Annotated in this window: 22 protein-coding genes; 9 read left to right on the top strand and 13 right to left on the bottom strand. The window is 70.8% G+C overall.

Translation table 11 applies throughout. From position 1 onward, the window contains the following. Positions 1-691 precede the first annotated feature (691 nt). The 3 genes from ACWEF6_RS40280 to rsgA all read right to left on the bottom strand — a co-directional run bounded on the left by ACWEF6_RS40280 (position 692) and on the right by rsgA (position 3525). Positions 692-1444 carry a hypothetical protein gene (locus tag ACWEF6_RS40280; RefSeq protein ID WP_449687773.1) on the bottom strand — a complete coding sequence of 251 codons (753 nt, stop codon included), beginning with the start codon at positions 1442-1444 and terminating at the stop codon, positions 692-694. 72 nt (positions 1445-1516) lie between these two features. Then, on the bottom strand, positions 1517-2401 hold the full coding sequence (locus ACWEF6_RS40275; protein ID WP_449687772.1) for a hypothetical protein: 885 nt from the start codon (positions 2399-2401) through the stop codon (positions 1517-1519). 101 nt (positions 2402-2502) lie between these two features. After that, the gene (gene rsgA / locus ACWEF6_RS40270) at positions 2503-3525 is read right to left on the bottom strand and encodes a ribosome small subunit-dependent GTPase A (protein ID WP_449687771.1); all 1023 of its coding nucleotides are present in this window, start codon (positions 3523-3525) and stop codon (positions 2503-2505) included. A 105-nt stretch (positions 3526-3630) separates the two neighbouring features. Between rsgA and ACWEF6_RS40265 the strand changes: the two genes are divergently transcribed. Both ACWEF6_RS40265 and ACWEF6_RS40260 read left to right on the top strand, forming a co-directional pair. Then, a complete protein-coding gene (locus ACWEF6_RS40265) occupies positions 3631-4389 on the top strand; it encodes an SOS response-associated peptidase (RefSeq protein ID WP_449687770.1) in 759 nt (252 codons plus the stop codon). Continuing rightward, positions 4386-4994 carry an alpha/beta hydrolase family protein gene (locus ACWEF6_RS40260; RefSeq protein ID WP_310973423.1) on the top strand — a complete coding sequence of 203 codons (609 nt, stop codon included), beginning with the start codon at positions 4386-4388 and terminating at the stop codon, positions 4992-4994. Before ACWEF6_RS40265 ends, ACWEF6_RS40260 begins: the two co-directional genes overlap by 4 nt. A 1-nt stretch (position 4995) precedes the next feature. Here ACWEF6_RS40260 and ybaK read toward each other — a convergent pair whose 3' ends face one another. Further along, positions 4996-5472, bottom strand: a complete 477-nt coding sequence (ybaK, locus tag ACWEF6_RS40255; protein WP_449687769.1) for a Cys-tRNA(Pro) deacylase — start codon at positions 5470-5472, stop codon at positions 4996-4998. A 192-nt stretch (positions 5473-5664) separates the two neighbouring features. Between ybaK and ACWEF6_RS40250 the strand changes: the two genes are divergently transcribed. Together ACWEF6_RS40250 and rsrA are read left to right on the top strand one after the other, a co-directional pair. Then, positions 5665-6288, top strand: a complete 624-nt coding sequence (locus ACWEF6_RS40250; protein WP_003059778.1) for a sigma-70 family RNA polymerase sigma factor — start codon at positions 5665-5667, stop codon at positions 6286-6288. After that, positions 6285-6605, top strand: coding sequence for a mycothiol system anti-sigma-R factor (gene rsrA / locus ACWEF6_RS40245; protein ID WP_206790148.1), 321 nt, complete (start codon positions 6285-6287; stop codon positions 6603-6605). The genes ACWEF6_RS40250 and rsrA overlap by 4 nt, the downstream gene beginning before the upstream one ends. Positions 6606-6668: 63 nt before the next feature. Here the strand turns inward: rsrA and ACWEF6_RS40240 are convergent, their stop codons facing one another. Further along, positions 6669-6743 carry a 50S ribosomal protein bL37 gene (locus ACWEF6_RS40240; RefSeq protein ID WP_098515123.1) on the bottom strand — a complete coding sequence of 25 codons (75 nt, stop codon included), beginning with the start codon at positions 6741-6743 and terminating at the stop codon, positions 6669-6671. Between the two features lie 99 nt (positions 6744-6842). On the opposite strand from ACWEF6_RS40240, the gene ACWEF6_RS40235 reads away from it, so the two are divergent. Further along, on the top strand, positions 6843-7055 hold the full coding sequence (locus tag ACWEF6_RS40235) for a biotin/lipoyl-binding carrier protein (RefSeq protein ID WP_310973420.1): 213 nt from the start codon (positions 6843-6845) through the stop codon (positions 7053-7055). A 4-nt stretch (positions 7056-7059) separates the two neighbouring features. Continuing rightward, positions 7060-8580: a sensor histidine kinase gene (locus ACWEF6_RS40230; protein ID WP_449687768.1), complete on the top strand. Its 1521-nt coding sequence runs from the start codon at positions 7060-7062 to the stop codon at positions 8578-8580. A 219-nt stretch (positions 8581-8799) separates the two neighbouring features. Here the strand turns inward: ACWEF6_RS40230 and ACWEF6_RS40225 are convergent, their stop codons facing one another. Together ACWEF6_RS40225 and ACWEF6_RS40220 are read right to left on the bottom strand one after the other, a co-directional pair. Then, positions 8800-9054, bottom strand: a complete 255-nt coding sequence (locus ACWEF6_RS40225; RefSeq protein ID WP_043777259.1) for a WhiB family transcriptional regulator — start codon at positions 9052-9054, stop codon at positions 8800-8802. Between the two features lie 274 nt (positions 9055-9328). Next, the gene (locus tag ACWEF6_RS40220) at positions 9329-10315 is read right to left on the bottom strand and encodes a diacylglycerol/lipid kinase family protein (RefSeq protein WP_449687775.1); all 987 of its coding nucleotides are present in this window, start codon (positions 10313-10315) and stop codon (positions 9329-9331) included. Positions 10316-10642: 327 nt separating this feature from the next. Between ACWEF6_RS40220 and ACWEF6_RS40215 the strand changes: the two genes are divergently transcribed. Continuing rightward, on the top strand, positions 10643-11113 hold the full coding sequence (locus tag ACWEF6_RS40215) for a hypothetical protein (RefSeq protein ID WP_449687774.1): 471 nt from the start codon (positions 10643-10645) through the stop codon (positions 11111-11113). 100 nt (positions 11114-11213) lie between these two features. On the opposite strand, the gene ACWEF6_RS40210 is transcribed toward ACWEF6_RS40215, so the two are convergent. After that, a complete protein-coding gene (locus ACWEF6_RS40210) occupies positions 11214-11696 on the bottom strand; it encodes an N-acetyltransferase family protein (protein ID WP_449687767.1) in 483 nt (160 codons plus the stop codon). 1 nt (position 11697) lies between these two features. Next, positions 11698-12285 carry an acid phosphatase gene (locus ACWEF6_RS40205; protein ID WP_449687766.1) on the bottom strand — a complete coding sequence of 196 codons (588 nt, stop codon included), beginning with the start codon at positions 12283-12285 and terminating at the stop codon, positions 11698-11700. Between the two features lie 83 nt (positions 12286-12368). Between ACWEF6_RS40205 and ACWEF6_RS40200 the strand changes: the two genes are divergently transcribed. Further along, positions 12369-12842 carry a hotdog fold domain-containing protein gene (locus ACWEF6_RS40200; protein WP_449687765.1) on the top strand — a complete coding sequence of 158 codons (474 nt, stop codon included), beginning with the start codon at positions 12369-12371 and terminating at the stop codon, positions 12840-12842. On the opposite strand, the gene ACWEF6_RS40195 is transcribed toward ACWEF6_RS40200, so the two are convergent. From ACWEF6_RS40195 to ACWEF6_RS40180, 4 genes are all read right to left on the bottom strand, one after another. Further along, entirely contained in the window at positions 12839-13489 is a 651-nt protein-coding gene (locus tag ACWEF6_RS40195) for a hypothetical protein (RefSeq protein ID WP_449687764.1), read from the bottom strand. The genes ACWEF6_RS40200 and ACWEF6_RS40195 overlap by 4 nt on opposite strands. Positions 13490-13559: 70 nt before the next feature. Beyond that, positions 13560-13994, bottom strand: a complete 435-nt coding sequence (locus tag ACWEF6_RS40190; protein ID WP_449687763.1) for a MarR family winged helix-turn-helix transcriptional regulator — start codon at positions 13992-13994, stop codon at positions 13560-13562. After that, a complete protein-coding gene (locus tag ACWEF6_RS40185; protein ID WP_449687762.1) occupies positions 13991-14404 on the bottom strand; it encodes an SRPBCC family protein in 414 nt (137 codons plus the stop codon). The genes ACWEF6_RS40190 and ACWEF6_RS40185 overlap by 4 nt, the downstream gene beginning before the upstream one ends. Before the next feature lie 59 nt (positions 14405-14463). Next, complete coding sequence (locus tag ACWEF6_RS40180) at positions 14464-15069, bottom strand: dTDP-4-dehydrorhamnose 3,5-epimerase family protein (protein ID WP_449687761.1); 606 nt, start codon at positions 15067-15069, stop codon at positions 14464-14466. Positions 15070-15429: 360 nt separating this feature from the next. On the opposite strand from ACWEF6_RS40180, the gene ACWEF6_RS40175 reads away from it, so the two are divergent. Next, positions 15430-16611, top strand: a complete 1182-nt coding sequence (locus ACWEF6_RS40175) for an NAD(P)-dependent malic enzyme (protein WP_449687760.1) — start codon at positions 15430-15432, stop codon at positions 16609-16611. Positions 16612-16706 lie beyond the last annotated feature (95 nt).

The following is a 16706-nucleotide window of genomic DNA, read 5'->3' as shown; positions in this document are numbered from 1 at the left end:
GTCAGCTACGTGGTCGAGGTCGGCAGAGGCCAGCTGGGCCAGCACAGCGGGTATGGGAGAAGATGCAGCAGCAGGCACAGCTCTCTCACAGATCACGGGCTTCGACACCCACATGATCACCACCGAGAGCCGTGCCTGCCTGCAACGACACGACTTTGCCGGAACCCTGCCCGTGGTGGGTGGGGGTTTGTTGGGGGCGGGTGGTCTGCCCTGGAAGTGCAGCTGACTCGGGCGGTTCTTGGTGCCCACCACCCCGAAGCCGTGATTGTCACTACGGCCGGTGGTACCGCGTCAAGGCGGGAAAGATGCCTTGACCCGGCACCACCGGCCGCGTGCTGGCTTCGGATCGGGGTGGCGGGGGAGGTCTGGGCAGGGTGCCGGTCCGGCGTGCGCGTGCCGGCTCAGGGCGGGAAAGCGTGGCTTGACCCGGCACCACCGGCCGTGTTTGGGCTTCGGATCGGGGTGGTGGGGGGTCTGGGTGGGGTGCCGGTCCGGCGTGCGCGTGCCGGGTCGAGGTGGGAAGGCGTGTCTTGACCCGGCACTACCGGCCGTGTGCTGGCTTCGGATCGGGGTGGCGGGGCAGGCCTGGGCAGGGTGCCGGTCCGGCGTGCGCGTGCCGTTCCCGCCAGTGAGGCGCTGAAGGAGCTCCGGCCTCGCCGGAGCCGAGGGCAGACGCGCGGGCGAAGCGTGACTAGCCCACCTCGCCCGCCGGCGGGGGCTGGATGTCCACCGGGGTGCCCCAGTCCGAATAGCGCGTGGTGATGCGCGCCTCGGCGCCCGGCAGGATTGGTGTCAGGTCCAGCACTATCTGCACCGGCCGGTGTGCCTCGTCGAGCCACAGCTCCACCGGGAACTTGCCGCCCACCTGGGCCGCCGCGTCCGGGGGGAGGCCCGCCGGCAGGTCCGTGCCCAAGCGGGCCAGGTCCAGGTCCACGCGGTAGTGCTCCGCCGGCGCCCCGTTCAGGTGGCCGCGCTCGGCCGCGATGATCGTGCCCGCCGTGCGGATCTCGCCCAGTGTGTGGGCCGGGTCGTTCTGCTCCGCCAGCTGGGTCAAGCTGCCGCCGAGGACCTGGGAAAACGGGTCCGTCCCGTCCGCCGCCACCACGATCCACGGCTTCCCACTGCCGACCTCGTCGCGGGAGCCCTCCGGCACCTTCGCGTACAGCTTTCCGGCCACCTGCCGCAGTTCCACCGGCTCGCCGAGGAAGTCCGTCGTCAGCGACTGGGCCGTCCCACCTGCGCCGAAGCGCGCCTGGCCCTGGCCCTTCGAGCGGACCGAGCCGACCGCGATGTCCGTGCCGAACTTCGCCGAGCCGCCGTTCGTCGTGGCCGTCGTCGCCGCGTCCGCGAGTGCTCGCGCGTCCTCGAACGCCGGGCGGGGCGGTGGGTCGGAGCACGCTCCGGCGAGCAGGGCGAACAGCAGCACCACGGCGGCTTTGCGCATGGCGCCCACAAAAACACAGCGGCTCCCCCGATCTCGTTCGGGGGAGCCGCCGCTACTCAGCGTCGTCCGGTGTCAGCGGCCGGCCTTCTTCATCAGCTCGCCGAGGTCGACGACCTGGTCGGCCGGCGGGGCCGCCACGTCGACCTGGGTGCCCCAGTCGGTGTACTTCATCGTGAACTTGGCGTCACCGGCCGGCGCGCCCATCGCCTGCATCATCGGGCCCTGGTCCATGGTGACCTGCACCGGCAGGTTGTTCTTGTCGAGCCACAGCTCGGCCGGGAGCTTGAGGTCCTTGCCCTTGAGCTTCTCGGTGAGCTGGTCGCGCGCCGCGGCCGGGACCTGGTCGGTGAACTGGTCGATCGCCTTGGCGACGTCGAGCTCGACCTTGTAGTGGTTGACCTTCTGGCCGTTCAGCTCGGTCTGGTCGGACGAGACGATCCGGCCCGTCTTGGAGATCTGCTCGAGCATCTTGCTCGGGTCGCTCTGCTCCGCCGACTTGGACAGCGCGCCGCCCAGTGCCTGCGAGAGCGGGTCGGTGCCGTCGGCCGAGATCTTGGCCCACGCCTTGTCCGTGCCCATCTGCTTCTGGTCTTCGGCGGGCAGCTTGATGTACATGACCTTGTCGACCATGCGCATCTCGGTGGTCTGGCCGGCCGCGGTGCTGGTCATCGAGAACTTCGTGTTCGCGCCGTCGAAGGCCATCGCGCCGGAAGCGGTCATGGTCTGGCCGCCGGCGGAGCCCTCCATGGTGAACTTCGCCGACTTGGACTTCTCGGTGCCCTGCTTCGCCTCCGACGCCAGCTTGATCGCGTCGGTGAAGGGCGAGGCGAGGCCGTCGGTCTGGCTCTGGCCGCCCGCGGCGGCGGGTTCGGCGGTGCCGGGAGCGGAGTTGCCGCTGCAGGCGGTCAGCGTGAGCACCAGCGCGGCACCCGCGGCGACCAAGGTGGTCTTGCGCATTGAGTTCCCCTCAGGATCGGATCTTCCGCTCGGCATATCGCCCGAACGGGCGAATGGTTACCGATGTGACGGTGACGATCCGCGATCGGTTCCCGGTTGCCTCAGGATTCGGTGGCGCGAGTCACATCGTGGCCGCCGCGCGACGCCAGCAGACGTCGCAGCGAAGCGAGCCGCTCGGGGCTCGCCTTCCCCTCGGTGACGACGTCGTCGAGCGCGCAGTCCGGGTCCTCGGGCGCGCCCAGGTGCCCGCAGCCCGACGGGCACTCCTCGGCGGCTTCGGCGAACTCCTCGAAGGCGTCCACGATGTCGTCCGCGGTGACGTGGGCCAGCCCGAACGACCGCACTCCGGGCGTGTCGATCACCCAGCCGCCGTCCGGCAGCGGCAGCGCCACCGCCGCCACGGACGTGTGGCGCCCCTTGCCGACCGCGCTCACCACGCCGGTGGCCAGTTCGGCGGCGGGGACCAGGCGGTTGACCAATGTCGACTTGCCGACACCGGAGTGGCCGACCAGGGCCGTCACGCGGTCCTTGAGCATGTCGGCGAGGCCTTCGGGCTCCTCGTCGAAGCGGGTCACGATCGCCGGGACGTCCAGGCCCGCGTAGCCGGCCAGGAGCTCGTCCGGGCTGGCCAGGTCGGCCTTCGTCAGGCAGAGGACCGGCTCGACGCCACCGGCGTAGCAGGCGACGAGGCAGCGGTCGATGAAGCCGGTGCGCGGCGGCGGGTCGGCCAGCGCGGTGACGATCAGCAGGCGCTCGGCGTTCGCGACGACCAGCCGCTCGTACGGGTCGGTGTCGTCGGCCGTGCGCAGCAGCGAGCTGGTGCGCTCGTCGACCCGGACGATCCGCGCGAGGGTGTCCGGCTTGCCGGAGACGTCCCCGACGATGCCGACCCGGTCGCCGACGACCACCGGGGTCCGGCCCATCTCGCGGGCGCGCATCGCGGTGATCACCCGGCCCGGATCGGCGTCGACCGCGCAGGTCCAGCGGCCGCGGTCCTTGCCGATGACCATGGCCGTGACGGCGTCGGCGTGCTCGGGGCGGCGCTTGCTGCGGGGCCGGCTGCCCTTGCCCGGACGCACGCGGACGTCGGACTCGTCCAGCTTGCTCCAGTCGTTGCGCGCCAAACCCTCGTCCTCTCGTGCGCCGGTACCCACCCGAATGATCCCACGCCGCTCGCCAGGGCCCTGGCCTGCGTGTAACGATGGCTGCTTCGGCACGAGGAGGTTGGGATGTGCGGGCGCTACGCCGCCACGAAGGACCCGGCGAAGCTGATCGAGGAGTTCGAGGCGATCGACCTCACGGAGGGACGCGCGCGGGCGGACCACAACGTGGCGCCGACGAAGAACGTGGTCACGGTCGTGCAGCGGCACCCGCGTGACGAAGACGGCCAGGTGCTCGAGGACGAGCCCGCCGAGCGCTCGCTGCGGATGATGAAGTGGGGCCTGGTGCCGTTCTGGGCCAAGGACCCGTCGGTCGGCTCGCGGATGATCAACACGCGCGCCGAGACGGCCGCCGAGAAGCCCGCCTTCCGCCGCGCGCTGGTGTCGCGCCGCTGCCTGGTGCCGGCCGACGGCTGGTTCGAGTGGCGCCGCACGGGCAAGGAGAAGGAGCCGTTCTACATGACTTCTCCCGACGGTTCGTCGATCGCGTTCGGCGGGATCTGGGAGAGCTGGCGGCCCAAGGACGACGACAAGGCGTCGCCGCTGATCACGTTCTCGATCATCACGACCGACGCGGCCGGCCAGCTCACCGACGTCCACCACCGGATGCCGCTGATCGTGCCGCGCTCGCACTGGGACGGCTGGCTGGACCCGGACCGCGAAGACGTCACCGACCTGCTGGTGCCGACGCCGGAGGAGATCGTGGCGTCGCTGGAGCTGCGGCCGATCTCGAACAAGGTCAACAACGTCCGCAACAACGGCCCCGAGCTGCTGGACCGGGTCGACCCGGCGCAGGAGAGCGCGCTGTTCGACGCGCCGAAGCCATGACGGCCATCCCGATCGAGACCGCCTACGGCCCGGCGCGGGTCTACCTGCACTGCGCCGAAGAGGGCGAAGCGGTGCTGATGCTCGGCCACGGCGCGGGCGGTGGCCTCGGGGCGAAGGACCTGGTGGCGGTGACGCGCGCGGCGCAGGCGGCGGACGTGCACGTGGCGCTGGTCGAGCAGCCGTACCGGGTGGCGGGCCGCCGCGCACCGGCCCCGGCGAACCAGCTGGACACGGCGTGGCTGACGGTGGCGGACGACCTGTCGGAGCGCTTCGACGGCCTGCCGTTCGTGTTCGGCGGCCGGTCTTCGGGCGCGCGAGTCGCCTGCCGGACGGCGTCGGCGGGGCAGGCGGTGGCGGTGCTGTGCCTGGCGTTCCCGGAGCACCCCCCGGGCCGGCCGGAGAAGACCCGCCAGCCGGAGTTCGACGCGGTCGAGGTCCCGACGCTGGTGATCCAGGGGGAGCGCGACCCGTTCGGGCGGCCGAAACCGGGGCCTCACCAGGAGCTGGTGCTGGTGGACGGCGACCACAGCCTGGGGAAGGATTTGGAGACGATCTCGCGGGCGGCGACCGAGTGGCTGTCGCGGGTGCTGCGGCCGCTGGCCTGACTCAGGCCCCGATCGGGGCCACCACCGCGCCGGTCAGCCGGATCAGCTCGCCCGGGGCCAGTTCCACCTCCAGCCCTCGCCGGCCCGCCGAGCAGAACACCGTCTCGAACCCCTCCGCCGAGGCGTCGATCACCACCGGCAGCCGGCTGCGGTGGCCCAGCGGGGAGATTCCGCCCAGCACGTACCCCGTCGCCCGCTGGGCGGCCGCCGGGTCGGCCATCTTCGCCTTCTTGCCGCCCGCCGCGGCCGCCAGGGCCTTGAGGTCCAGCTGGCCGGTGACCGGCACCACGCCCACCACCAACTTGCCGTCCACCTCGGCGACCAGCGTCTTGAACACGCGCGCGCGGTCCAGGCCGAGGGCCTCCACAGCCTCCAGCCCGTACGACTCCGCGCGCGGGTCGTGGTCGTAAGCGTGCAGCGTGTGCGCCACTTTCTGCTTCCCCAGCAACGCCGTCGCCGGGGTGCCTTTGCCAGCCATGGCGGAAGTCTAGGGAATGCCCGATCCCCCCGATCGGTTGTACGGGACGTGACAACAACGCTCGCCACCACACGCTCACGCAGCCGCCGCCGTCCCGAGGCACCGGCGAACCGCGGCGTGCCCGGTCCCCGCGTAAACTCGGGTCCGCCGTATGCGCGCACGCGCATCGACGCCGAGCGGGAAGGGAACGGTTTGCCGAGCACGCAGAACTCAGCGCCGGAAGAAGCGACCGAGGCCGAGCGCGCCGAGCGCTTCGAGCGGGACGCGATGCCGCTGCTCGACCAGCTGTACTCGGCCGCGATGCGGATGACCCGCAACCCCGCCGATGCCGAGGACCTGGTCCAGGAGACCTACCTGAAGGCGTACGCCGCCTTCGCGTCCTTCAAGGCCGGCACGAACCTCAAGGCCTGGATGTACCGCATCCTGACCAACACCTACATCAACGGGTACCGCAAGCGGCAGCGGCAGCCGGTGCAGGCGCCCACCGAGGAGATCACCGACTGGCAGATCGCCAAGGCGGAGAGCCACACCTCCAGCGGGCTCCGGTCGGCCGAGGTCGAGGCGATGGACAATCTGCCCGACACCGACGTCAAGGCCGCCCTGCAGAAGCTGCCCGAGGAGTTCCGGCTGGCCGTCTACCTGGCCGACGTCGAGGGCTTCGCGTACAAGGAGATCGCCGAGATCATGGACACGCCCATCGGCACCGTGATGTCCCGTCTGCACCGCGGCCGCGCCCAGCTGCGCGACCTGCTCGCCGACGTGGCGCGGGAGCGCGGCTTCATCCGGGGTGCCAAGGAGGAGGTGGCGGGGCGATGAGCGACATGTGCGAGGGCGCGTCGGACAAGGTCCGCTGCGAAGAGGCGCTCGCCGACATCTACCTGCTGCTCGACCGCGAGTGCAGCCCCGAGCGGGACGCCGCCCTGCGCGCCCACATCGAGGACTGCCCGCCGTGCCTCGAGGAGTACGGCATCGACGAGCACATCAAGCAGCTGCTGGCCCGCAAGTGCGGCGGTGACCACGCCCCGGCCGAGCTGAAGAGCCGGCTGCGCGCGTCGATCCGGCAGACCGTCGCCTCCCGCGGCGGCGTCACCGTGGAACGCACCGAGATCACCCTCGAGCAGCGCTCCGAATAACGCACCCGAGCACTACGAAGGCCCCCGCACGAGCCGTGTGGGGGCCTTCGTCATGCCGAACGCTCAGGCGTTGGGCTTCTTGCCGTGGTTCGCGCCGTTCTTCTTCCGGTCGCGACGCTTGCGGGCGCGCTTCGACATGCTCACTCCTCGTCGTCAAAGCTGGTCAACCTCTCAAGTGTGTCATGACGTCCCGTTCTGGTTGGATGGGGTGGTCGGGCGAGCGCGAGGAGGGTGTCGATGGCCGAGATCAGGGCCGAAATGGTCGGCACGGTGCTCGAGGTCGTGGCCACGCCCGGCGCCGCGCTGAACGCCGGTGACACCGTGTTGATCCTGGAGTCGATGAAGATGGAGCTACCCGCCGTGAGCGAACGCGCGGGCACGCTGACCAGCCTCGCCGTGGCGAAGGGTGACCGGGTCCAGCAGGGTGACCTGCTCGGGGTGGTCGAGTAACGCCGTGTCCACGCTCGCCGAACTGCTCGCCGACAACACCGGCCTCCCCGGAGAAGCGGCGGACCACCTGCAGACCGTCGTCGCCGAGTGGCAGCTGCTGGCCGACCTGTCTTTCGCGGACTTCCTGCTCTGGGTCCCGGTGACCGAGGAGCTGCAGCCGGACGGCGGCGACTTCGTCTGCGTCGCGCACGCGCGGCCCACGACGGCGCCGACCGCGCACCCCGAGGACGTCGTCGGCACGCGGTTCACCGTCCAGGAGCACCCGCAGCTGGCGAAGGCCATGCGCGAGGTGCGGATCTGCCGCGAGGAGGACCCGCACTGGTACCGCGACCTGCCGATGCGGCGGGAAGCGATCCCGGTGCGGTTCCACGACGAGGTCATCGCCGTGCTGAGCCGCGAGACGAACCTGGCCGCGCCGCGGGTGCCGTCGCCGCTGGAGATCGCATACCTGGGCAGTGCCGGCGACCTGTGCCAGATGATCGTCGACGGCACGTTCCCGCCGAACGGCACGAACGCGACCGACACGCACACGTCCCCGCGGGTCGGCGACGGGCTGATCCGCCTGGATTCGAGCGGCACGGTCGTGTTCGCGAGCCCGAACGGGTTGTCCGCGTACCACCGGATGGGGCACGAGTCCGACCTGGTCGGGACGCGCTTGGCGCCGCTGACGAGGTCGCTGATCCGCGACCCGTTCGACGCGACCGAGGTGTCCCACCGGATCATCGAGGCCCTCGACGGGAAGCCGTCGAGCCGGACGGAGGCCGATTCGCGGCGCGGCGCGGTGGTGCTCTTCCGCGCGCTGCCGCTGCGGCCGGCCGGGCAGGCGGCGGGCGCGCTGGTGCTGGTCCGGGACGTCACCGAGGTGAAGCGGCGGGACCGGGCGTTGCTGTCGAAGGACGCGACGATCCGTGAGATCCACCACCGGGTGAAGAACAACCTCCAGACGGTGGCGGCGCTGCTGCGGCTGCAGTCCCGGCGGACGACGTCGGAGGAGGCGCGGCTCGCCCTGGCGGAGTCCGTGCGCCGGGTGACGTCGATCGCGCTGGTGCACGAGGCGCTGTCGATCTCGGTCGACGAGCGCGTCGACCTCGACAAGCTGCTCGACAACGTGCTGCCGATGGTCGGCGAGGTCGCGACGGCGGAATCGCAGGTCGGGCTGTCGCGGAAGGGCTCGTTCGGGGTGGTGGTCGCGGAGATCGCGACGCCGCTGGTGATGGTGCTGGCCGAGCTGGTGCAGAACGCGGTCGAGCACGCGTTCCCGGCGGGCCGGCCGGGCAAGGTCGAGCTGATCGTGGAGCGTTCGGCGCGGTGGCTGGACGTCGTCATCCGCGACAACGGGCGGGGCCTGCCGTCGGGGTTCTCGCTGGAGCGTTCGGACGGGCTCGGGCTGCAGATCGTCCGGACGCTGGTGGAGTCCGAGCTGCGGGGCTCGCTTTCGCTGCGGAAGGTGCGGACGGAGACGTCGTCGACCCGCGTGACGGGCACGGAAGCTGCGCTCCGCATCCCGCTGTCCCGCCGCCTCTGATTCGACACGATGAAGGCCCGGCACCAGGTGCGTGGTGCCGGGCCGTTCAGCGCTTGCGGGAGGACTTGAAGTCCCGGTGAGGTTTCAGCGCACCCATTGCCAGGTGGTTTCGCCTCGGTTGTTAAGCTCAAGCCGGGTAGGTATCACCCCAGACGGCGTGGGCACGACGAATGCCCGCCGGGTGAAATTCCTGCTCGGCCTGGGTGGATCTCGAGAAACTCAGGCGTTGGTACGCGTGCCGATGTGCGTACGGCGGCGCTTGAGAGCGCGTCGCTCGTCCTCGCTCATACCGCCCCACACGCCCGCGTCCTGGCCGCTGGCCAGAGCCCAGGCCAGGCAGTCGGAAGCGGAGGGGCAGCGGTGGCACACGGCCTTCGCCTGAGCAACCTGCGACAGAGCAGGACCGCTGGTTCCCACCGGGAAGAACAGCTCGGGGTCCTCGTCTCGGCAGGCCGCGTCGTGGCGCCAGTCCATGTTCGTGAGCTCCTTCATATGGCGCGGGAAGGCCGCGCCACAGTCGTCAATGGCGGTCGTGTTCTTGGGTGCTTGTGAATGCTTTCACGAAGCACCGCTTTCGACAAGGGTTTCCGGGAGATCGGTGAGTCAGGTCACCCGGCCGAGCGACGCCTCTGACCTGCGGTTTCTCTCCGAAACAGCCGTCCGAAGGAAAGGCTGATGCGCTGAGTGGAGCTTCTCCGTCGACGAACGGCACCTGGCACTTTGCCGCAGGCGATCAGCGGTCCCGTCGTCACACGATTACCGTGAGTGCATTCGGGACGCTGAAGAATTCGACTCGAGTCCGCTGGCCGACGAGGTCGCCGTCCACCTGGAAGTTTACCGGTTCAGCTGCGTCGATGCGGATCATCGGCAGGTCATCGTGACGCACGAGACGCCGGCCCCGCTGGTTGCTCTTCGTAGCCAAAGCTTGGCGTACATGCTTGAACACCGTGGGCAACCCCAGACCGTTCAGCGCGAACAACCCCAATCCCGTCTCGAACGAGCAACCCGGGTTGAGGTGGACGGCACGCTCGCCCAGGTAGCTCCACGGATCGGTGTTCGACACGAAAGCGGTCAGCGCCTCGACCGGGTCTTCGCCCGGGACGCGGATCGTGAGGGCCGGCCGGCCCAGCGGCGGCCGGAAGTACGACCGGACGGCGGCCCGCAGGTACAGGCCGGCGGTGGTCTGCTTGCCGCGGCGCTTGGCGACCCGGCCGACGACGTCGGCGTCCCAGCCGAGGCCGGCGTTGAAGGTGAACCAGTGCCCGTCGGCCAGGCCGAGCCCGACCCGGCGCGAGCGGTCGTTCTCCAGCGCGTTGAGCAGCTGGTGGGTGGCCTCGAAGGAGTCGGCTGAAATGCCGAGGGCGCGCGCGAAGACGTTGGCCGAGCCGCCGGGTACGACACCCAGCGCGGGCACTCGCCCGATTTCGGACGGATCTCCACCACCGCTTCGGGGGGTCCGGGTGGCGGAGCCCTCGGCCCGGGGCGAGGCCCCGGATGGCACAGCGTCGGCCAGCAGGCCGTTCACGACCTCGTTGACCGTGCCGTCGCCGCCGTGCGCCACGACCAGGTCGATGCCGTCCCGCGCGGCCGAGCGCGCGACGGCCATCGCGTGGCCGCGGTAGTCCGTCTCGACCACGTCGAGCTTGACCTGGCTGGCGAGCGCGTGCGCCAGCACGTCCCGGCCACCCGCGGTGGTCGAGGTGGCCTGGGGGTTCACGACGAGGATTGCGCGCATTACCGCAGAGTAAGTGACTTCCGGCGGCCCGAGAACCTTCCGGCGCCGCATGGTGACGGGCGCAACCCCGGGAACAGCACCTACGAGACCCTGTGCCGGGCGGTCCTCCTTCACGCGCGAGTGTCCGCTCGTCGTGACAAGTGCACCCGGGCCGACCGCCCGCTCATCGACGACATCTTGATTTTCGACGCCGGGGCGGTCCCGCGAAAACGGCCGACCGGGTGGCATACGATCGAAAGAGCTCACGCACGGTGACTCGCCCTGGTGGAGTCCACTGTGTTCGCCGAAAAAGTGTCCGCCGAAAAGTGCTCCCGGAAGGCCGCCGCAGTGAAGCTCTCGCCCGCTCCCCGTGAGGTCCGGCTGGCCGGCGTGGTCACCGCGGTGCCGTCGCTCGCCCTGCTGGTGTTCGGGGTGGTCGTGCTGGTGAACGGCCTGGGTGCGCCCGCGCAGCCCGGCAACAACGTCTTCGTCGAGTCGGGCACGTTCATCGTGGTGGCGCTGGCGTTCCTGGCCGCGTCGGCCGGGCTGGTGCTGGGCCAGACGTGGGCGCGCTCGCCGGGTGTGGTGATCGCGCTGATCGTGATCGGGCTCGGCTGGTACCTGCTGGGCCCGTCCGGCGAGCCGCTGTGGGGCGTCCCGATCGCGCTGCTGGGCATCGCGGCCCTGGCCCTGCTGTTCCGGCGGCCGTCCCGGGCCTGGGCCCTCGGCCTCCGCGAGGGCGAGACGGAGACCGAGGCGGCCGAACGCGGCGGCCTCGCCGGCCGCCGTGCCGAGCGCGAAGGCCACGAAGAGGACTGAACCCGTAACCGGCGTGATTGAGCCCGTAATTCGCGTGATTGGGGCCGTAACTCGCGAGTTACGGCCCCAATCACGCGAGATCCGGGTCTGATCACGCGAGTTACGCTTGGGCGGTCAGGGCCTTCAGGGGCTCGTCGGTGAGGCGGTTGACCGTCCACTCGTCCATGGGGACCGCGCCCAGGGCCTTGTAGAACTCCGTTGCCGGGTTCCAGTCCAGGACCGACCACTCGAGCCGCGCGTAGCCGTTCGCGACGCACTCGGCCGCCAAGGCCGCCAGCAGGGCCTTGCCCAGGCCGGAACCGCGTTGGGACTCCCGGACGTACAGGTCCTCCAGGTAGATCCCGTGCACCCCACGCCACGTCGAGTAGTTCAAGAACCAGACCGCGAAGCCGACGATCTCGCCGTCCACTTCGGCCACGTGCCCGAACAGCTTCGGCTCGTCCCCGAACAGAGCGGCGTGCAGCTGGGCCGGGGTCAGGTGGCACTCGTCCGGCGCGCGCTCGTACTCCGCCAGTTCGTAGGCCAGGCCGACCGCCGCTTCGACGTCCGAAGGGCGGATCCGGCGGATGCGGTCGTCGGGCACGTCAGTCCTCCGCGGGCAGCAGGTTGAGGTGTTCGATCTGGGGTTCGCCGCGCTCGTCGCCGAGCACCGCGATGCCGGCCGCGTCGAGTCCGAAGTGGACGCCGGCGGTGGCGGGCAGGGCGAGCCAGCGGGCCACCAGCACGCGGCTGAAGTGCCCGTGTCCCACCAGGATGACGTCCCCGGCCTCGATCTCGCGCCGGGCGCGCTCCAGCACGCGGTCCGCACGGGCCGAGACGTCCGAAGCGCTTTCGCCGCCCGGGCTCGGGTGGGTCCACACCGTCCAGCCGGGCACGGTTTCCCGGATCTTCGGGGTGGTGACGCCTTCGTAGTCGCCGTAGTCCCACTCGGCGAGGTCTTCGGTGACTTCGTCGACGCGCAGCCCGGCCAGCGCGGCCGTGCGCAGCGCCCGGGCCCGCGGGCTCGACAGCACCAGCGACGGGCCGCCCACCAGGCTGCGGAGGGTGCCGCCCGCGGCGCGGGCCTGGCCTTCGCCCGCCGGCGTCAGCGGGATGTCCGTGCGGCCGGTGTGCCGCCCGTTCAGCGACCATTCGGTCTGCCCGTGCCGGAGGAGGAAGAGACGGTTGGTCACGCGCCCGAATATATCCGGCGGTTTGCGCGGCGGCTGGCCGTCTGCTTAGCTACTGAACGGTAGCTTAGTTCGAGGAGACCTTCATGCCCGAGACGCCGACGTTCGCGATGTGGCACCGGCTGGCCGGGAAGCCGATCGGAAAACCGCTGTTCAGCGCCGCGATGTGCCTGCGGGTGCCGTACTTCCGCACGGTGCTGCCGTCGGTGCGCGAGCTGCGGCCCGGCCACTGCGAGGTGACCGCGCCGAAGTGGTGGGGTGTGCACAACCACATCGGCACGTTTCACGCGATCGCCGCCTGCAACCTCGCCGAGATCGCGATGGGCATGCTCGCCGAGGCGACCGTCCCCACCACGCACCGCTGGCTGCCGAAGGGCATGAACGTCCGGTACGTCGCGAAGGCCGAGACGGGCCTGCGCGCGGTGGCGGCCCTGCCGGAGCTGCCGGAGTTCGGCGACGACGGCTTCGACCTCGACGTCCCGGTGACCATTTCGGACGCCAAGGGCCGGCCCGTGGTCACCGGGACGATCACCATCTGGGTGACGCCGAAGAAGCGTTAGAGCTGCTTGTACTGCACGTACGTCGTCTGGTGGAACACGGACGCCGACGGCAGCCCCAGCTTCCGGTCGACGAGATTGCCGAGCGGGCCGCAGCCCTGCGTCGCCGGGAGCGCCAGCGCTGGGTCGACGACACCGAAGTGGAACGTCGGCGGGTTCCTGGACAGCACGGTCGGCGGCAGCGCCGGGTCGTCGTGGACGACGGTGTGCAGCGGCGCGGCCGCCGTGCCGATGCTGCATCCCTTGCGCAGCAACGGGTGCCGCAGCACGGCGTAGACGTCGAGCTCGCCGCGGCGCTCGTCGTTGCCCTGGAAGTCCGAAGAGCCGCCGTAGCGCAGCTGGAGCGTCGTGCCGGCCAGGCCGGGCACCCGCACCGGTTCGTGCCGCAGCGCGCCGAACACCTGCGCGTACTGGCCGTTCACCCGGCCTTCGCTGAACGTCAGCCGCATTTCGCCCAGCGGAATCTCCTGGGCACCGATCGTCAGCTTTCCTTGTGAGACAAAGGCTTCGCAGCGCCACGTGCCCGGGTCGGCGTTCGCGGGCGGCGCCGGGCAGTCGGTGAAGTCGAACGTCGGAAGTTCGTCCGCGGCCGCGGTGCCCGGCAGCAAGGCCAGTGCGACCGCGGCCGCCCCCAGTGCGAGAAGTTTCATGGCGGTGAGCCTGCTCGGATCGCGCGGCCGGGACATCCGGGATGGTCCCCAGGGAAGCCCCGGGATCCGGTCAGGGGCCGAGGCGGGCCAGCGCGTCGACGAAGCCGTCGTCGGTGGCCGCGAAGAACTCGGCGTCCGCGGCCTCGACGTCCTTCAGCGCCTTCGCGACCAGTTCGAGGCCGGCCGGGGTGACTTGCAGGCGCTTCGCGCGGGCGTCGGCCGGGTCGTCGGCGCGCGCCAGCAGGCCGCGGCCGGCGAGCTTGCGCACCACCTGGCTGGTCATCATCGTGTCGGTGCCGGCCTGGTCGGCGAGCTGCCGCTGGGTCGGTGGCTCGCCCGAGCGGGTGAGCCACCACGTCGTGGTCAGCAGCACGAACTGGACGTGCGTGAGGTCGTGCGGGGCCAGCGCGGCCCGCATCGCCCGCTGCCAGGCCAGTGTCACGCGCCACAGCAGGAAGCCGGGGCTGCGCTCGGGGCCGGGCAGGCGGGACTCCGGGGCCGTCATACCCGTGAGCTTGCCTCAGTGAGCCGGGCCAGCGCGCGCATGGCGTCGGGAGTGTCTTCGGTCACCTGCTCGCCGAAGCCGTCCGGGCCGTCGACGGTGACGCGGTAGGTGATCCGCGTGCCGCCCTCGACGTCGGTCAGCACGTGCTCGAACCGCAGGAACGCGTCCGGCAGCCGGGTTTCGTCGGTGAAGCTGCGGCCTTCGGTGACCTCGGTGAGGGTGAACGGGATCGGCGGCCTGCCGTCCATCGTCATCGTGCCGCTGGTCCCGACCGTGAACGGGCCGTCGAGGACCACCGACCGGACCCCGGCGTCCCACTCCGGCCAGCGTCCGGTGTCGGCCCAGAGCGGCCAGATCGCGGCGGCGGGGGCGGCGGACGTCTCGCTGTGCTCGTACTCGTAATCTGCCATGCAGGCAGACTATATGCGCGCTTACTACCTAGGCAAGCGGCCTGGTGGCCGGAGGTTGGTCAGTTCGCCGAGCGGAGCTTGTCGTAGAAGGCGACGCAGTCGTCGTACTGCGGGAGCAGGCCCTGTTCGACGGCTTCGGCGAGGGTAGGCGCGTCGCGATCCTTGGCCGACAGGACCGGCTCGATGTCCGCGGGCCAGGGCAGGTTCAGCGCCGGGTCCAGCGGGGTGATGCCGTGCTCGCCGGTGGGGTTGTAGGGCTCCGAGCAGAAGTACGACATCACGGTGTCGTCTTCGAGGGCGGCGAAGCCGTGGCCCAGGCCTTCCGCGATGTACATGGCGCGGAACTCGCGCGAGTCGAGCACGACCGTGTCCCACTGGCCGAAGGTCGGGGACCCGACGCGGAGGTCGATCACGACGTCGAGCAGCGAGCCACGCGGGCAGTAGATGTACTTGGCCTGGCCGGGCGGGGTGTCGGCGAAGTGGATGCCGCGGATCGTGCCGCGCCGGGACACGCTGTGGTTCACCTGGCCGAGCCGCAACGGGTGGCCGACCGCCGCTTGGAAGGCGTCCTCCTGGAAGGGGGCGACGAACAGGCCCCGGTCGTCGGGGAACGCCCGGGGGGAGAACTCGTAGGCGTCCGGGACGCGCAGCCGGCGGAATTGCATGGCGTCACCTTATCGGGCGCCTTACAAAACCGGACGGACGTCTTGGGAATTGCCGGGAAAAGGGCGCCGGTGTGACATCAACCGCACCGAGGGGTCACCCGCGGCACGGGACCTGTCACAATGGCCGGACCGCCGCGTCCGCGGCCATCGCCAGACCCACGGCACCGATGGCCGACGTGACGCCTCGCCGACAGGCCGGCGCTACCGCGCTGGGCTGCCGTGCCGGGAATCCCCCACGGTTTCCCCCTGTGGACCGTGGTCCCAGCTCGCATGCCCAGGAGAAATTCCAGTGACCTCAGTCCGAACCGTGAGTTCCGTCATTCCCACCGGGGAATACCGGAAACGACGACAGGAAACCCCATGAGCGACCCCACCGGCGCCGTCGCGCCGGTCACCGACGAAGAGATCTTCACCGGGCACGAGGGCGGCAAGCTCTCGGTGGCGGCCACCCGCCCGATTTCCAGCCCGCGTGACCTTTCGATCGCGTACACCCCGGGGGTGGCGAAGGTGAGCCGCGCGATCGCCGAGGACGCCGCCAAGGCCAAGCGCTACACGTGGGCGGACCGGCTGGTCGTCGTGGTCAGCGACGGGACGGCGGTGCTCGGCCTCGGTGACATCGGCGCGAGCGCGTCGCTGCCGGTCATGGAGGGCAAGTCGGTGCTCTTCAAGACCTTCGGCGGGCTCGACTCGATCCCGCTGGTGCTGGACACCACCGACGTCGACGAGATCGTCGAGACGCTGGTGCGGCTGCGGCCGTCGTTCGGGGCGGTCAACCTCGAGGACGTCTCCGCGCCGCGGTGCTTCGAGCTGGAGGACAAGCTCAAGGAAGCCCTGGACTGCCCGGTCATGCACGACGACCAGCACGGCACGGCGATCGTGACGCTGGCCGCTCTGCGCGGCGCCAACCTGGTCCTCGACCGGGCGATCGCCGACCAGCGCGTGGTCGTCTCCGGCGCCGGCGCGGCGGGCGTGGCCTGCGCGAAGATCCTGCAGGAAGCGGGCATCGGCGACGTCACCGTGCTCGACTCCCGCGGCATCATCCACTCCGGCCGCGAGGGCCTGAACCCGGTCAAGGAACGCCTGGCCGCGACGACGAACCAGGCCGGCCTGAAGGGCGGGCTGGCGGAGGCGCTGGAGGGCGCGGACGTGTTCCTCGGCCTCTCGGGCGCGACGATCGACGAGTCGCTGCTGGGCCGCATGGCGGGCGGCGGCATCGTGTTCGCGCTGTCCAACCCGGACCCGGAAGTGCACCCGGCCGTGGCCGCGCGGTACGCGTCGATCGTGGCGACCGGGCGGAGCGACTTCCCGAACCAGATCAACAACGTGCTGGCCTTCCCGGGCGTCTTCCGCGGTGCGCTCGACTCGGGCGCGCGGGCGATCACCGAGAACATGAAGCTGGCCGCCGCCGAGGCGATCGTGTCGGTGGCGATGGACGACCTCGGCCCGGACCGGATCGTCCCGTCGCCGCTCGACCCGCGCGTGGCCCCCGAGGTCGCGGCCGCGGTGGCCAAGGCCGCCGAGGCCGACGGCGTCACGGACTGACTCAAGCGCCCCAATGTGGCGTTGGGTGCGTCCAACGCACCCAATGTGGCGTTGGGTGCGTCCAACGCACCCAACTTGGCGTTCGGTAGATCGGA

The organism is Amycolatopsis sp. NPDC004772, assembly GCF_053601215.1.
The sequence above is the reverse complement of the archived record's forward strand: the minus strand, read 5'-3'. Positions and strand labels throughout refer to the sequence as shown.